The sequence below is a fragment of the Stenotrophomonas sp. YJH_SMC_82 genome (assembly GCF_059368875.1).
The window spans coordinates 1,024,533-1,040,013 of record NZ_JCAFSE010000001.1 but is presented as its reverse complement, the minus strand read 5'-3'; the positions used below and the strand labels follow the sequence as shown (position 1 = coordinate 1,040,013).

The window sequence follows — 15,481 nt, the reverse complement described above, 5'->3', positions numbered from 1 at the left end:
CTGACAGGTGCGCCCATGCCGTTGAACGTCATCGTGGTGATGGACCCCATCGCCCACATCAAGATCGCCAAGGACACCACCTTCGCCATGTTGCTGGAAGCCCAGCGCCGTGGCCATGCCCTGCACTACGTGCGGCCCGGCGGGCTGGCCCTGGAAGGTGGCGTGGCGGTGGCCCAGACCGCACCGCTGCAGGTGCGCGACGACCCGGCCGGCTGGTATGAGCTGGGCGCGTTCAGCCGTACCGAGTTCGGTCGCGGCCAGATCGTGCTGATGCGCAAGGACCCGCCCGTCGACGCCGAGTACATCTACGACACGCAGGTGCTGGACGTGGCTGCCGCTGCCGGCGCCTGCGTGGTCAACAACCCGCAGGGCCTGCGCGACTACAACGAGAAGCTGGCCGCCCTGCTGTTCCCGCAGTGCTGCCCGCCGACCCTGGTCAGCCGCGATGCCAAGGCATTGAAGGCCTTCGCGCTGGAGCACGGCCAGGCCGTGCTGAAGCCGCTGGATGGGATGGGCGGCCGCTCGATCTTCCGCAGCGGCCAGGGCGATCCGAACCTGAACGTGATCCTGGAAACCCTGACCGACGGCGGCCGCAAGCTGGCGCTGGCCCAGAAGTTCATTCCCGACATCACGGCCGGCGACAAGCGCATCCTGCTGGTCGACGGCGAACCGGTCGACTACTGCCTGGCGCGCATTCCCCAGGGTGACGAGTTCCGCGGCAACCTGGCGGCTGGCGGCCGTGGCGAAGGGCGCCCGCTGAGCGAGCGTGACCGCTGGATCGCCGGCCAGGTTGGCCCGGAGATGAAGCGCCGTGGCATGCGCTTCGTCGGCCTGGACGTGATCGGCGATTACCTGACCGAGGTCAACGTGACCAGCCCGACCTGCGTGCGCGAGCTCGACGCGCAGTACGGCCTGAACATCGCCGGCACCCTGTTCGACGCGCTCGAGGCCGGCCTGCGCTGATGGCGGCCGCACCTGCCGTCCTGCCCCCGCCGGCGCGCGAAGCGCAACGGCTGGGCGCGACCATCGCGCTGTCGATCGTGGTCCACGCCCTGCTGATCCTGGGCGTGGGTTTTGCGGTGAAAGGCGACGCACCACTGGTGCCGACGCTGGAGGTGATCTTCAGCCAGACCCGCACCGCACTGACCCCGAAGCAGGCCGATTTCCTTGCCGCCGCCAGCCAGGAAGGTGGCGGCGAGCACGACCGTGCGCAGCGCCCGCGCGACAACCAGGCCGGCATCGTTCCGCAGGCCCAGGCCGGGCTGAGCCCGGTGCCGCAACAGCAGCAGTCGGCCGCGCCGGCGCCCCCGCCGCAGGCGCGGGTGGTCAGCAGCCGCAACGGCGAAGAGGCAGTGGCCCAGGCGCAGGCACGCCCGACACCGGAGCAGCCCGAACCGGATGCACCGCTGACCGCGCGCGAACAGCGCGACGCCGAGATGGCACGGCTGGCGGCCGAGGTGCATCTGCGCACGGCGCAGTACGCCAAGCGCCCGAACCGCAAGTTCGTGTCGGCCAGCACGCGCGAATATGCCTACGCCAATTACCTGCGCGCCTGGGTCGACCGCGCCGAGCGCGTCGGCAACCTGAATTACCCGGACGAGGCCCGGCAGCGCCGGCTCGGCGGCCAGGTGGTGATCAGCGTGGGCGTGCGCCGCGATGGCAGCGTGGAAAGCAGCCGGATCCTGCGTTCAAGCGGGACGCCGTTGCTGGATGAGGCGGCGCTGCGGGTGGTGCAGCTTGCGCAGCCATTCCCGCCGCTGCCGAAGACCGAGGACGAGATCGACATCCTGCAGGTCACCCGCACCTGGGTGTTCCTGCCGGGTGGCACCCTGCACGACGACCGGTAGGGGTTTGTTGCCCGGGCCTGCGGCCCGGGACCCGCTGGAAGGCTGGAGCAACGGCAACAGCAACAGCGGCGGTTGGGATATTGGGTTTGGCGGGGCGGTATGGGCTTGCAGGAAACGCCGTAAACCCGTCCCTGGGGGCTCGATGGCGCCTTGCTCGTGTGCGCTGTCCTGCGCACGCGGCAAGACCGGGGTTGAGCGTCCTGCCCAACCCGCCCGAGGCGTGCCTCGGGCCCATGGCGCCAACGGTGCTGCAAGCCCATACCGCCCCGCCTCTGACAGATCCCGACGCATCATTGCTGTTGGTAGGTGTCGACCTTGGTCGACACACATCCACGCTACGCGTGGATGCGAGCGAAGCGATCCGCTGTTGACTTTGATTTTCTTTTGATTTTCCGTGGCGGACGCACACGGAAACTGTCAGAGTTCGGGCGGGGTGGGTTCGCGGGGGTGTCCGCGGCATGGATGCCGCGGCCAAGCCCCCATGGGTGAGGGCGCTTTGCTTGCGAAGCACTGCTTCGCAAGCGCCCGAACGCACAGCCGCCAGCGGCTGGGCCGGACCGCGGAGCGGGGTTTACGGCGTCCCCCGCGAACCCACCCCGCCCGGCCAAGCGCGGCTTTGGTTTATGCGATCAACCAACCCCGCCACGAGGGGCTCAGCCGTTGGCCTTCGCCTTCGCCTCGCGCGCGGCCTGCTGCTCGACCAGGGTCAGTGCCACGTTGTCGCGCAGGTAGGCCGGCTCGACCTTCTCCGGTGCAATGGCTTCGCCGCGCGCGAACGCCGGCACCGCCAGTGCGAGCACGTCCGACGCACGCGGCAATGCCGTGGCGTCGAATCCGCGCAGGCCAGTACCGAGCTGCGCGACCAGCGCACCCTCGGCTGCGGCGAACCCGGTACCGACACCGTAGGCCGACAGCCCTTCCGGCAGCGCCACCGCTGCCGGCGCGCAGACGCGCTCGGCATCGCGCGCGACCGGCAGGCCGTCCACGCGCTCGAAGCGGGCGACGTAGAGTTCGCCCATCCGCGCATCGATGGCCGACAGGATCTGCGTTTCTTCCGCCGGTGCGCGCAGCGCCAATACCTGCAGCGTCGAGACCGGCAGCAGCGGGCGGTCCAGTGCCAGTGCGATGCCCTGGGCAATGGCAATCGCCAGGCGCACGCCCGTGAACGCACCCGGACCGCGACTGAGGGCGATGCCATCAAGCTGGCGACGGCTGATGCCGGCGTCGGCCAGCAGCGCCTCGGCCCACGGCAGGCTCAACTCGGCGTGCCGGCGCGGGGCGATCTCGAAGCGTTCCAGGACCTGCCCATCGACATGCAGGGCAACGGAACAGGCTTCGGTGGCGGTTTCAAAGGCAAGCAGTTTCATTGGATCAGGTCAGAACAAGGGGAACGTGGCACCGGGAGCAGGCTCCGGGCCCGCCGCAACGGCGGCCGGGGCAGCCGCATCATCGGCCACGGGCAGCCATTGTGGCCTAAAGAAGGCCTGCACATCGGCCAGGCTGCGGGTGCGCCGGAACGGCGGCAGCGACTCAAGAAAGACCCGGCCATAGCCACGGTTGAGCAGGCGCGGATCGCACAGGACCAGCACGCCCCGGTCGCTTTCGCTGCGGATCAGGCGGCCAACGCCCTGCTTCAGGGCGATCACCGCCTGCGGCAGCTGCTCGTCGCGGAACGGGTTGCCCCCCTGGCTGCGGATCGCCTCCAGCCGCGCCTCGTATACCGGGTCATCCGGTGCCGCGAACGGCAGCTTGTCGATCATCACCACGCTCAGCGCTTCGCCGACCACGTCCACGCCCTCGCGGAAACTGGCCGAGCCCAGCAGCACGCCATTGCCCGATTCGCGGAAACGCTGCAGCAGCGCCGCGCGTGGCGCCTCGCCCTGCACGAACAACGGCCACGGCCCGTCGCGCAGTGCCTCGGCGGCCTCGCGCAATGCACGGTGCGAGGCGAACAACAGGAACGCCCTGCCCTGCGAGGCCTGCAACACCGGCCGCAAGGTCTGGATCAGCGCGGTGCCAAACCCGCGCGCCGCCGGATCGGGCAGGCCTTCGGGCAGGTAGCACAACGCCTGCTCGGGCCAGTTGAACGGGCTCGGCTGGACCAGCGTGTGCGGATCGTCCAGGCCCAGGCGCGTGGCGATGTGGTCGAAGCCACCGCCCACGGTCAGCGTGGCCGAGGTGAAGATCCATGCCGCGCGGCTGCGCTCGCGATGCTCGCGCAGCGGGCCGGACACATCCATCGGCGTGCGCTGGCAGCGGAAACCACGCGGGGTGAGCTCATACCAGAGCACATCGGCGGCACGGGGGGTCTCCGCCGGATCGGTATCGAAATCGAGGGTGGGCTCATCATCGCCCAGCCAGCGCTGCAGCCGCGACACCGCCTCGCGTGCCCGCGCATGACAGGCATCCAGACCCGCCGCCGCCTCGCGCAGCGGTTGCAGTGCCTGCTCCAGCGTCACCAGGCCGGCCATCACCGTATCGAATCCATCGCGCACCTGTGGCATCGCCAGCGCACGCCACTGCGTACCCCTTGGCGGCAGCCCCTCCATCGCCGAGCGCAGCGCCAGCAACGCCTGCTGCAACTGGTCGACCGGTTCCTGCAGGGCCGACTGCGCGCCGCCTACGCCGCGCGCCTCGGCCAGGCAGTCGCGGCCGAGTTCCTGCCACGGGCGCATGCCGAAGCCTTCGCCGAAAAACTGCGCGGCCAACTCGGGCAGCTGATGCGCCTCGTCGATGACAAAGGCCTGCGCCCCCGGCAGCAACTCACCGAAGCCGTCCTGTTTCAGTGCCAGGTCGGCCAGCAGCAGGTGGTGGTTGACCACCACCACGTCGGCAGCCTGCGCACGTTGGCGCGCGCGCACCACGAAGCAGTCGTCCCAGAACGGGCAATCGGTACCCAGGCAGTTGTCGACCGTGGAAGTGACCATCGGCAGAAGCGGCGAGTCATCGGCCAGGCCTTCCAGTTCGGCGATGTCACCGAACTCCGAACGGCCGGACCAGGCCAGGATGCGCTGGAACTGCGCAGCCTGCTCCGGGCTGGAAAAACGCGGTTCGCCCCGCGCCTGCTGCAGGCGGTAGCGGCACAGGTAATTCGCGCGTCCCTTCAGCAGCGCGCTGCGCAGGCCAACGCCCAGTGCCTGGCGCACGCGCGGCAGATCGCGGTGGTAGAGCTGGTCCTGCAACGCGCGGGTACCGGTGGAGATGATGGTGCGCAGCCCGGACAGCAGCACCGGCACCAGATAGGCGAAGGTCTTGCCGGTGCCTGTACCGGCCTCGGCCAGCAGCAGGTCGCGCTGCTGCAGCGCTTCGGCGATGGCGTCGGTCAGGTGCAGCTGTGCCGGACGCGGGACAAAGGCATCCAGATGCGAGGCGAGCGCGCCGCCTTCGCTGAGGGCTTCGCGGCTGGCATGGACAAGGTCGGACATCAGAGGGAGAGGATACCCGGCCGGGCGCTGCCCGGCACCCGTTTCAAGCCAGGGCAACAGCAACAGCGGTGTTCATGGCTCTGGATTTTTACGTACTGGGCAGGCCGGGAGGGGCAGGCAGGACACGCCGTAAACCCATCCATGGGGGCTCGATGGCGCCATCCATGGCGCCAACGGTCCTGCCTGCCCCTCCCGACCCACCCTCGACAGTTTCCCAGTGACGGATGCACGCGCGGCGTCGCGTCGAGCTTGCTCGACTGCCCTTTCAGAAGCGGTGGGTGGAACGGAAACAAGAAGGGGTCGGATCCGTTTTCCTGCGGAAAACGGATCCGACCCCACAACGAGTGCGCGCAGCGCGCGACCCGCTTTTGATTTTCTTTTTCTTTTCCGTGGCTGGACGCACACGGAAACTGTCAGAGGTTGGGCGGGGTGGGTTCGCGGGGGTGTCCGCGGCATGGATGCCGCGGCCAAGCCCCCAGGGACGGGTTCACGGCGTCCCCCGCGAACCCACCCCGCCCGGCCAAGCGCGGCTTTTGCTTCTGGCTTCAGCGACCAACCCACAGCCACGAGGGGCTGTGCCGTTGGCTGGAAATTCAGTACCGCTTGATCCCCGGCACCGTGCAGCCCTCAATCTGCGCATGCGCCGACACCGCATTCTCCTTCTCGCCCCGCGCCAGGCGCGACTGCTCGATCGTCGCCCAATGCCGGCGGCACAGCGGCCCGGTCTTCGAGCCCAGATCCACCGCCTTGCGCGCGAACGTCTCCGCCTGCGCCCACTGGCCCTGCAGCAGCGCCAGTTCGGCACGTTCCTGCAGCACTGCCGGGTCACCCGCCACGATCTCCAGCGCGTGGTCCAGGCTGCTGGCCGCGCCGGCCAGGTCGTTCGCCTGGCGTTGTGCCAGTGCAGTCACCCGCAGATCTTCCACCTGCGAATCACGCAGCGGCTGTACCGACAATTCCTTGTCGTCCGGACCCGCTGCAGCATCCACCGCAGCCAGGCGCTGCGCCGGCGTGGTGGTATCGACCGGCTTGACCACCGGTGGTGCGCTGCTCACGCAGGCGGCCAGGGCCAGGCTGAGGCCGGTCAGGGCCAGGGGCTGCAGCAGGGATCGCATGTTCATCGGCATCATCGGCTCGGGGGAGGAGTGGCGGCGGCAGGTGCCGCGGCAGGTTCGGCAGGCGCTTCCGGCTTGCGGTCCAGGCCGAACCAGCTGCGCCAGCCACCGCCCTCGCCGTCGGCCTCGCCCTGCCCCTCCGGCGACGCGGCCGGCGCGCACGGCGCATAGGCAGGCGCATAGCCCACCACGAACGGGAAACGACGCGCGCCGGGGCAGCCTTCATCGGTGCTGTTGAGGCCGGTGGGGGCCACCGACTGCCAGTCCAGGCCCTTGTTGCTGACCCGCAGCGGCGCGCTCGGCAGGCGCTGGAAGATGCCCGACCAGACCCGCATCGCGCCGGTGGCGCCATACAGGCCGGCCTGCGCGTTCTGGTCGTTGCCGATCCAGATCACTGCCAGGTGATCACCGGTGTAGCCGGCATACCAGCTGTCACGGCCATCGTTGGTGGTGCCGGTCTTGCCGGCGGGCTGCAGGCGGCCGAGGCCATCGGCATTGAGCCGCTGCGCGGTACCGCTGGCGACCACCTGCTGCAGGCCGACACTGATCAGGTTGGCGGCAATCGAGTCGCCTTCCTGCGCCGGTGCCGGGGTCTTGTCGTACCGCTTGAGCAGCTTGCCCTGCGGATCGAGCACGCCACGCACCGCGTGCAGCGGCTGGATCTCGCCGCCGGACGCCAGGAACTGGTACAGCTGCGCCATCGCGTACGGGCTCTGGTCGGTCGAGCCGAGGATCACCGCCGGGTTGGCGTCAGCCTTGATGCCGGCCAGGACATGGATCAGCTGGGTCACGCGCTCCGGGCCGACCTGCATGCCCACGCGCACCGTGGCCTGGTTGTAGGAATGCGCCAGTGCGTCGATCAGGCGCACCGTGCCGTGGCTGCGGTTGTCCGCGTTGCCGGGACTCCAGTTGCGGCCGCGGCCGAGCTGCACCGTCACCGGCGAATCATCCACCCAGCTGGCCAGCGAGTAACGGTCCGGCTGCGCCAGGGCCAGCAGGTAGACGAACGGCTTGAGCAGCGAACCGACCGGACGCTGCGCCTCGATCGCGCGGTTGAAGCCGACCTCGGACACCTCGCGGCTGCCGATCACCGCCAGCACGTCGCCGTTGTGCACGTCGGTCAGCACCATGCCGGCCTGCAGCTCGGGGCGGCGCTTGCTTTCCAGCGACTTGATGGTGCGGGTCACCGCGCCTTCGGCATAGGCCTGCGCGGACGGCGACATGCCGGTCATCACGCTCAGGCCCGCGCCCTGCAGCGCCGATTCCGGATAGTCATGGCCGAGCTGGCGGCGGACCAGGTCAACGTAGGCCGGGAAGCGGTTGGCTGCCACCAGGCCCGGCGTCTTGGGCACGCCCAGCGGTGCCTTCAGCGCGCGCTGGTACTCGGCATCGTCGATCAGCGTGGCCTCGTGCAGCTTGCCCAGCACGAAGTTGCGGCGATCCAGCGCGCGCTCCGGGTTGCGCCGCGGGTCGTAGAAGGACGGCCCCTTGACCAGGCCGATCAGCAGTGCGATCTGCTCGGTCTCCAGCGACTGCAGGTCACGGCCGAACCAGAACTCGGCGCCGGAGGACATGCCATGGATCGCCTGGCTGCCGCGCTGGCCCAGGTACACCTGGTTGAGATAGGCCTCGAAGATGGTGCGCTTGTCATAACGCGCTTCCATGATCAGTGCGTACAGCACCTCATTGAACTTGCGGGTGACCGTCTGCTCCTTGCCGATGCCGAGCAGGCCGCTGCGGGCCAGCTGCTGGGTCAGCGTCGAAGCGCCCTGGCGGCTCTGGCCACCGGAACGGATCGTCACCCACACCGCGCGCGCGATGCCGGACAGGTCGATGCCGTGGTGGCGGTTGAAGTCCTTGTCCTCCACCGCCTGCAGGCCAGTCACCAGCAGGTCCGGCGCCTCGTCCATGCGGATCAGGCGGCGCTCTTCCTGCTTCTGGCCGTACAGGGTGGCGATGCGCGCCGGATCCAGCCGCGCGGCCTTCAGCGCCTTGCGGTTGTCGGCGTCGCGCAGCGAGGCCACGCCGCCATCGGCCAGCGACAGCTCCACCCGGCGCGGGGCCACCCGGCCGTCAACGTCGTTGAAGCCGCGGCTGGAGATGACGAAGCGCCCGCCGTTCACCGCATAGGTGGCCGGCTCCTTGCCCTGCCCGTCATCGCGGTAGGCAGAGGCGGCCAGCTCGGTCTTCAGCGTAGACGCATCCATCGCCTTGCCGGGGGTGAGCACCAGCGGGCGCGCGTACACGCGCGTCGGGATCTGCCAGCGCAGTTCACCGAAACGCTGGGTCACCTGTTGGTTCAGGTACAGCGTATAGGGAATGAGGAAACCCAATCCCAACGCGACCGCAGCCATGCTCCAGGTGATCAGCCGGCGCCGCCACAGCGGACCGTTGTCCTGCTGGTCGTCGTCGGAATCGTCGATGTCGTCGGAATCGTAGCGTCGGGGCACGGGAATGCGAGAATGTAGGGTCTGGCGAGTCTACCCCAGCCGCTGCGGCTGGCGAATTCTCCCGGGTTCCCCTGCTTAAGCTGGAGTTGCAACCGGATGGCGATGTCCCTGGCCGAGATCCGATACCTGATCAACCGCCTGTCGGGCCTGGCCCGCCGGAGCCTGGCAAGCCTGCGCACCCGTGGCTGGCGGGCCACCTGGCAACGCATCCGCGTGCATGCCCAGCGCGCCGTCCCCGCCCCGCGCACGCCACTGTTCCTGCCGCCAGCGCAGGATTTCGCCCCCTTCACGGTGCCGTTCAGCGAGTCGCCGGAGGTGAGCATCGTCATCCCGGTCTACAACCACGTCGCCCACACCGTGGCCTGCCTGCGCGCCCTGGCGGCGCACCCGCCGGCCGCCGCGTGCGAGATCCTGGTAGTGGATGACGGCAGCAGCGATGCCACCGTGCAGTGGATGCCGCAGGTGGCCGGGCTGCGCTATGAAGTGCGCGCGCACAACGGCGGCTTCATTGAAGCCTGCAATGACGGTGTATCGCGCGCACGCGGCCGCTACGTGGTACTGCTGAACAACGATACGGTGCCGCAGCCGGGCTGGCTCGACGCCCTGCTGGACACCTTCGGCAGCGTGCCCGACGCCGGCCTGGTCGGCAGCCAGCTGCTGTACCCGGATGGCCGCCTGCAGGAGTCGGGCGGGGTGATCTTCGCCGATGGCAGTGGCTGGAGCTACGGCCGCTTCGAGGCCGCCGATGATCCGCGCTTTGCCAGCCTGCGCGACGTCGACTACTGCTCGGGCGCGGCGCTGATGCTGCCACGCGCCCTCTGGCAGCAGCTGGACGGCTTCGACACCCGCTACAAGCCGGCCTACTACGAGGACACCGACCTGGCCTTCCGCGTGCGTGCACACGGCCTGCGCGTGCTGGTGCAGCCGGCCAGCCGGGTGATCCACGACGAAGGCACCAGCAACGGTACCGACACCGGCAGCGGGGTGAAGGCCTACCAGGTACGCAACCAGGCCATCTTCGCCGCCCGCTGGGCCACCGAACTGGGCCGTCATCCGGCGGTCGGCGAAGTGCCGTCTCCGGCGCTGCTGCTGCGCGGCCGGCGCCAGGTGCTGATCCTGGACGAGGAAGTACCGCAACCGGATCGCGATTCCGGGTCACTGCGCCAGGTCAATCTGATCCGCCTGTTGCTGCAGGGCGGCGCCCACGTTGTGTTCGTACCGACCCGGCGCGAGCACGCCGGTGCGGCCACCGAAGCGCTGCAACGGATGGGCGTGGAAGTCTGGTACGCGCCCTTCCTGGACGGCGTAGCCGGCTGGCTGCGCAGCCACGGATCGCGTTTCGACGTGGCAATGCTGGTGCGTCACCACGTCGCCCACGAATGCCTGCCGCTGCTCAAGCGCTATGCACCGCAGGCACGGACCGTGTTCGACACCGTTGACCTGCACTACCTGCGCGAACGCCGCGGTGCCGAAGTGGCCGGCGACGCAACCCTGCTGCGTGCAGCGGAACGTACCCGCAGCAGCGAACTGGCCGTGATGGAGCAGTGCGACATCACCGTGCTGGTCAGTGCGGCCGAACGGGAGCAGCTGCAGTCCGATGCGCCGCAGGTGCGGGTGGAGCTGATCTCCAACCTGCATGAGGTCGCGGGTGCCGGCGCCGTATTCGAGCAGCGGCGCGACCTGGTGTTTGTCGGCGGCTTCCGTCATCCGCCGAACCTGGACGGCATGGAATGGTTCATCGGCGAGGTCTTTGCCCGCATCCGCGCCCGGTTGCCGGAAGTGCGCCTGCACTGCATCGGCGCCGCGGCGCCGGAGTCGCTGCTGGCACTGGCCGCACGCCAGCCCGGTGTGCAGATGCACGGGTTCGTCGAAGACATCACGCCCTACATGGACGGCGCGCGCATCGCCATTGCGCCGCTGCGGTTCGGCGCCGGCGTGAAGGGCAAGATCAACCTGAGCATGGCCCACGGCCAGCCGGTGGTCGGTACCACCTGCGCCGTGGAAGGCATGCACCTGCATCCCGGCCAGGACGTGCTGGTGGCCGATGACGCTGTCGGTTTCGCCGATGCGGTGATCCGCCTGTACCAGGATCCACAGCTGTGGCAGCAGTTGTCCGATGCCGGCCTGGCCAACGTCGCCCAGCATTTCTCACTTGATGCCGCCCGCGCGACCGTGCAGCGGGTGTTCTTCGCCTAGTCCGCCCGTCCACCGGCGCGACGCAGGCGGTCTTCGAACGCCGGCAGTTCGGCCAGGTCCGGTTGCAGCAACCGCGCCTGTTCGGCAGCGTGCGCGGCAAAGGCCAGGTCGCCATTGCCGAGCCGTTCGCTGCCGATCGCCAGCCAGCGCTGGGCCAACCGCAGCCGCGCCGAGGGCAGGCCCGCTGCGGTCGGTGACAGCGTCTGCCAGGCCTGCAGGCAGGCACCCGCCGCCTGTACCCGGTTCTGCCGCAGATTGTCGTCGAAGCAGCGGCGACTGGCGGGCAGCAGGCGTGCTGCGGCAGCCTTGACCCGCGTGTCGCGGGGGGCCAGTGACTGGGCTTCGCGCAGTGCGTCGAACGCGCTGTGCCCCGGTGGGCTGATCCACTGCCCTGCACGTTCAGCACGCTCGATCTTGCGCAGGTGGTCGCGCAGCTGGCGTTCGCGCTGCGCCGTACTGATCGCGGGCTGCTGCAGGGCCTGTTGCGCCTGGCGCGCACGCTGCAGGCGCTGTGCCAGTTGCTGCCGGATTGCCTGCGAAGCGCCCAGCTCCGCCGCCAGGGCTGCATCGCGTTGCGCCGCATCGAACCGGAAGTCGTCGGCGGATGTCTGGCTGCGCACGACCACCGCCTGCAGCGCCTGCTCACGCCCCCGCTGGGCATTGGGATCATCGGCCGCCACCGCAAGCACTGCCAGGAAACCCTGGGCCGCGGCGTCCAGCTGCTGTCGTTGCAGTGCCCGCTGCGCCTGCCGCAGGCGCTGGTCCACCGCGCGCGCCAGGGCTTCTTCGCTGGCCGGCAGATCGGCATGACCGGCATCGAACTGGCGGGCACGACGCAGGATCGCGGCCGCCTCGGCCAGCTCTCCGCGCCCTGCCAGCGTGCGCGCCTGCAGCAGCAGGTCGCTCAGCGCATCTTCGCGACCTTCCAGCGCCGGCAGGTTGTCCGGCTGCAGGGCAAGGATGCGCTGGAACAAGGGCAACGCACTGCTGTCGCCATCATCCAGGCGTCCGGCCGCGAACGCGTTGCGTGCCTGGGCCAACAACGCACCAATACCGGCTCCGGCACTGCGTCGCGCCTGCAGCTGGCGGGCGACCGCATCGGCTTCGCCCTGCGGCACCTGCAGCTCACGGGCCAGTGCCAGTGCCTGCGCGCTGCCGTCCAGGTCACCGGCGTGCAGGCGATCGCGCGCCTGTTGCAGCGCTGCCGCGCCGGTATTGGCCAGGCCCTGGCGCGCCTGCGGGCGATCACCGTCCAGCGCCAGCACCGCCTGGTAGCGCTCGCGCGCACCACTGCCATCGGCATCGCTCAAACGACCGGCGGCCAGCGCACGATCCCCCTCGGCCAGCAGCTGTTCGATCTGCGGCTCATCCCAGAACCAGTCGGCCAGCGGCTTGCGCAGCAGGACCAGCAGCACGAACACGGCCAGCGCCGCAAGCAGCGCCCAGCGCCAGACCCGGCGCGCATGGCGTGCCTGCAGCCACCACCAGCGACCCTCGCGACGGACGCGGTCCAGCGCAGGATGTTCAGCGCCATGCGGGCGATGCGGGGGCTCGCGTTCCATGCGTGCAGGGTAGCCGGGGCAGCGTGAAGCTCAGCCGAGGCGACGTGCCTCGCTCACGCCCGGCAGCGCATCAAGCTTGCCCAGCAGCGTCGACAACTGCCCGTAGTCGCTGACCTTCAGCCGCAGCCGCAGATGGGCACGGCCACTGTTGCGCACGTTGTCACTGTGGATGTCGAGCACGTAGGCGTCTTCCTGGGCGATCAGGTTGGTGATGTCCTTCAGCAGCCAGCGGCGGTCGACCGCGTCGACCACCACGTCCACTTCGTAGCCGCCACCGGCCTGGCCCCACTCCACCGGCAGGATGCGCTGCGGGCTGGCGGCGGCCAGCCGGGCCAGCGCGGCACAGTCTGCACGATGCACAGTGACACCACGGCTACGGGTCAGGTAGCCGACGATCGGCTCGCCGGCCACCGGCTGGCAGCAGCGTGCCAGCTGCACCAGCAGGTTGCCCACGCCCTGCACGGTGAACTTGGACTTGCCCAGGTTCTCGCGGCGCGCGGTCGGCCGCGGCAGGGGCGGCGCGGGCGCGGGCTGGCTGGCGGCACGTTCCGCCTCCAGCAACGTCCGGCTGACCTGGTTCGGGCCGGTATCGCCCAGCGCCACCTGGATGTACAGGTCATCGACGCTGTCGGCATGGAACTTCTTGGCCGCGACGGCCAGGTCCGAGTGCTGCAGGCCCAGCCGCTTCAGCTCGCGCTCGAGCAGCTCGCGACCGGCCTGCACGTTGCGCGCGCGGTCCAGCTTGTGGAACCAGCTGCGCACCTTCTCGCGCGAGCGGTTGCTGGCCAGGAAGCCATTGGCCGGCATCAGCCAGTCGCGGCGCGGGTCGGCCTCCTTGCCGGTCAGGATCTCGACGCGGTCGCCACTGCGCAGGCGATAGGTCAGCGGCACGATACGGCCGTTGACCTTGGCGCCGCGGCAGCGGTGCCCGACCATGGTGTGCACCTGGTAGGCGAAATCGAGCGGCGTAGCGCCCTGCGGCAGGTCCAGCACCTCGTCCTTCGGGCTCAGCGCATAGACCCGGTCCTCGGTCAGCTCGGCATCGAGCGCCCCGGCCAGTTCATTGCCCTGCCCGTCCTGCGCCTGCTCCAGCAGCTGGCGCATCCAGGTGATCTTGCGATCGAAGGACTTCTCCGCGCCCTTGCCGCCTTCCTTGTACTTCCAGTGCGCGGCCACGCCCAGCTCGGCCTGCGAGTGCATTTCATGGGTACGGATCTGCACTTCGATGGTGCGACCTTCCGGGCCGACCACGGCGGTATGCAGCGAGCGATAGTCGTTGGCCTTCGGGCGTGCGATGTAATCATCGAACTCGCTTGGTACCGGCGCCCACAGCGCGTGCACCACGCCCAGCGCGGCGTAGCAGGCGGCGACGTCGTCGACCATCACGCGCACCGCACGGATGTCATACAGCTGGTCGAAGGCCAGCCGCTTCTTCTGCATCTTCCGCCAGATGCTGTAGATGTGCTTCGGGCGGCCGCTGACTTCGGCCTTGATGCCCTGGGCGACCAGCTCGCGCGACAGCACCTTCTTGACGTTCTCGACGTAACGCTCGCGGGCGATGCGGGTTTCGTCCACCTCGCGGGCGATGCGGCGGTAGGTTTCCGGTTCCAGGTGGCGGAACGCCAGGTCCTCCAGCTCCCACTTCAGCTGCCAGATGCCCAGGCGGTTGGCCAGGGGCGCGTGGATGTCGCGGGTCAGCTGGGCCAGCGCGCGGCGTTGCTCGTCGTCCAGCTTGTCGGCCGCGCGCATCCTCGCGAGCTGGCGCGCCAGCAGGATCGGCACCACGCGCAGGTCGCGGATGATCGCCAGCAGCAGCCGGCGCAGGCCCTCGCTGTTGCGTCCGGCCTCACGGCCGGCGTGCAGCGCCCACACCGGGTCGGCCGCATCCTGGCCATCGAGCAGGCCGATCACCGCCGCCTGGTGGCTGCCCAGCGGCAGCTGGTCCAGGCTGGCGCGCAGGCCCGGCAGGTCGAACAGCAATGCTGCCACCACCGCGCCTTCGTCGGCCGAGAGCATCGCCAGCGCATCGAGGGTATCGCCCAGCACCGACCAGGTGGCACGCATCTGGTGGTCGCAATCCGGCGCTTCCCAATGCTCGCGCAGGGCCTGGCGCAGCGGAGCAGGCAGCACCGCTGCCGAGGGACGGTTCAACAAGGCATCCAGGCCAGGGACGGAAGCGCGGTTCACAGCATCGAGCAGGCAAGACAGAGGCCCCTACACTAGCGCCGGCGTCGTTCAGGGACAATCACTGCGGCCACCATCACCCGGCATGAAGACATGCCGCTACACTCGCCAACACATCCAGGAGAGACCCGCCATGCCTTCGATTGCCCTGCGCGTCCGTCCACGGCTGCTGGCCTGTGCCGCCGTGTTGCTGTCCCTGTCCGCGCCTGCGCTGGCCCAGCGCGTGGTGGAGGGCGACCTGCAGCAGCAGATGTCGCCCACCGAGTTCAAGGCCGCCGGCCTGGACAAGCTCAGCGCCGCTGAACTGGCCACGCTCAACCGCTGGCTGCAGGGCAAGGTCGAGGCGGCCACCACCCAGGCCGTCGCCGCAGCGCGCGAAGAAGGCCGCCAGGAAGTGATCAAGAAGAACCGCGGCTTCCTGGACTTCGGCAGCAGCGAACCGATCGAAAGCACCCTGCAGGGCGAATTCCGTGGCTTCGGCCAGGGCCGCCGCTACGTGCTGCAGAACGGCCAGGAGTGGGAGCAGATAGACGCCACGCACTATTCCGGTGGCCGCAAGGAAGCGCCGAACGTCAGCATGCGCCCAGGCGTGATGGGCGCCTGGTACATGAAGGTGGACGGGGTGAACGTGCAACCGAAGGTTCGTCGCACCAAGTAACGCCCGGGCATTCCGGCCGTGCCGGATCCATGCCCGGCGGCCAT

10 protein-coding genes are annotated in these 15,481 nt (G+C 69.5%); 4 read left to right on the top strand and 6 right to left on the bottom strand.

The genetic code is table 11. The features are described 5' to 3' along the window. Window positions 1-15: 15 nt before the first annotated feature. Complete coding sequence (gene gshB / locus AC5P53_RS04640) at window positions 16-963, top strand: glutathione synthase (RefSeq protein ID WP_014648094.1); 948 nt, start codon at window positions 16-18, stop codon at window positions 961-963. After that, window positions 963-1,847: an energy transducer TonB family protein gene (locus AC5P53_RS04635; protein WP_495227142.1), complete on the top strand. Its 885-nt coding sequence runs from the start codon at window positions 963-965 to the stop codon at window positions 1,845-1,847. Before gshB ends, AC5P53_RS04635 begins: the two co-directional genes overlap by 1 nt. 653 nt (window positions 1,848-2,500) lie before the next feature. On the opposite strand, the gene tsaB is transcribed toward AC5P53_RS04635, so the two are convergent. The 4 genes from tsaB to mrcB all read right to left on the bottom strand — a co-directional run bounded on the left by tsaB (window position 2,501) and on the right by mrcB (window position 8,837). After that, the gene (gene tsaB / locus AC5P53_RS04630; RefSeq protein ID WP_049440310.1) at window positions 2,501-3,214 is read right to left on the bottom strand and encodes a tRNA (adenosine(37)-N6)-threonylcarbamoyltransferase complex dimerization subunit type 1 TsaB; all 714 of its coding nucleotides are present in this window, start codon (window positions 3,212-3,214) and stop codon (window positions 2,501-2,503) included. Between the two features lie 9 nt (window positions 3,215-3,223). Then, window positions 3,224-5,272, bottom strand: a complete 2,049-nt coding sequence (gene yoaA / locus AC5P53_RS04625) for a DNA repair helicase YoaA (RefSeq protein ID WP_014648097.1) — start codon at window positions 5,270-5,272, stop codon at window positions 3,224-3,226. A gap of 593 nt (window positions 5,273-5,865) precedes the next feature. Continuing rightward, window positions 5,866-6,402 (bottom strand): hypothetical protein, encoded by a 537-nt coding sequence (locus AC5P53_RS04620; RefSeq protein WP_014648099.1) that lies wholly within the window; start codon window positions 6,400-6,402, stop codon window positions 5,866-5,868. After that, a complete protein-coding gene (gene mrcB / locus AC5P53_RS04615) occupies window positions 6,399-8,837 on the bottom strand; it encodes a penicillin-binding protein 1B (protein ID WP_032958979.1) in 2,439 nt (812 codons plus the stop codon). The genes AC5P53_RS04620 and mrcB overlap by 4 nt, the downstream gene beginning before the upstream one ends. Window positions 8,838-8,933: 96 nt before the next feature. On the opposite strand from mrcB, the gene AC5P53_RS04610 reads away from it, so the two are divergent. Then, window positions 8,934-11,033 carry a glycosyltransferase gene (locus AC5P53_RS04610; RefSeq protein WP_014648101.1) on the top strand — a complete coding sequence of 700 codons (2,100 nt, stop codon included), beginning with the start codon at window positions 8,934-8,936 and terminating at the stop codon, window positions 11,031-11,033. On the opposite strand, the gene AC5P53_RS04605 is transcribed toward AC5P53_RS04610, so the two are convergent. Continuing rightward, a complete protein-coding gene (locus AC5P53_RS04605) occupies window positions 11,030-12,595 on the bottom strand; it encodes a hypothetical protein (protein ID WP_241887042.1) in 1,566 nt (521 codons plus the stop codon). The genes AC5P53_RS04610 and AC5P53_RS04605 overlap by 4 nt on opposite strands. Window positions 12,596-12,625: 30 nt before the next feature. After that, window positions 12,626-14,782, bottom strand: a complete 2,157-nt coding sequence (locus AC5P53_RS04600; protein ID WP_053496019.1) for a RelA/SpoT family protein — start codon at window positions 14,780-14,782, stop codon at window positions 12,626-12,628. A 130-nt stretch (window positions 14,783-14,912) separates the two neighbouring features. Between AC5P53_RS04600 and AC5P53_RS04595 the strand changes: the two genes are divergently transcribed. Beyond that, window positions 14,913-15,437, top strand: coding sequence for a hypothetical protein (locus tag AC5P53_RS04595; RefSeq protein ID WP_014648104.1), 525 nt, complete (start codon window positions 14,913-14,915; stop codon window positions 15,435-15,437). The last annotated feature ends 44 nt before the right edge of the window (window positions 15,438-15,481 follow it).

Bases quoted from the DNA above. Each gene is read 5' to 3' on its own strand.
- AC5P53_RS04605 (WP_241887042.1), bottom strand. From the start codon at position 12,595: ATGGAACGCGAGCCCCCGCATCGCCCGCATGGCGCTGAACATCCTGCG.
- AC5P53_RS04635 (WP_495227142.1), top strand. From the start codon at position 963: ATGGCGGCCGCACCTGCCGTCCTGCCCCCGCCGGCGCGCGAAGCGCAA.
- AC5P53_RS04595 (WP_014648104.1), top strand. From the start codon at position 14,913: ATGCCTTCGATTGCCCTGCGCGTCCGTCCACGGCTGCTGGCCTGTGCC.
- yoaA (WP_014648097.1), bottom strand. From the start codon at position 5,272: ATGTCCGACCTTGTCCATGCCAGCCGCGAAGCCCTCAGCGAAGGCGGC.
- AC5P53_RS04620 (WP_014648099.1), bottom strand. From the start codon at position 6,402: ATGATGCCGATGAACATGCGATCCCTGCTGCAGCCCCTGGCCCTGACC.
- tsaB (WP_049440310.1), bottom strand. From the start codon at position 3,214: ATGAAACTGCTTGCCTTTGAAACCGCCACCGAAGCCTGTTCCGTTGCC.
- AC5P53_RS04610 (WP_014648101.1), top strand. From the start codon at position 8,934: ATGGCGATGTCCCTGGCCGAGATCCGATACCTGATCAACCGCCTGTCG.
- gshB (WP_014648094.1), top strand. From the start codon at position 16: ATGCCGTTGAACGTCATCGTGGTGATGGACCCCATCGCCCACATCAAG.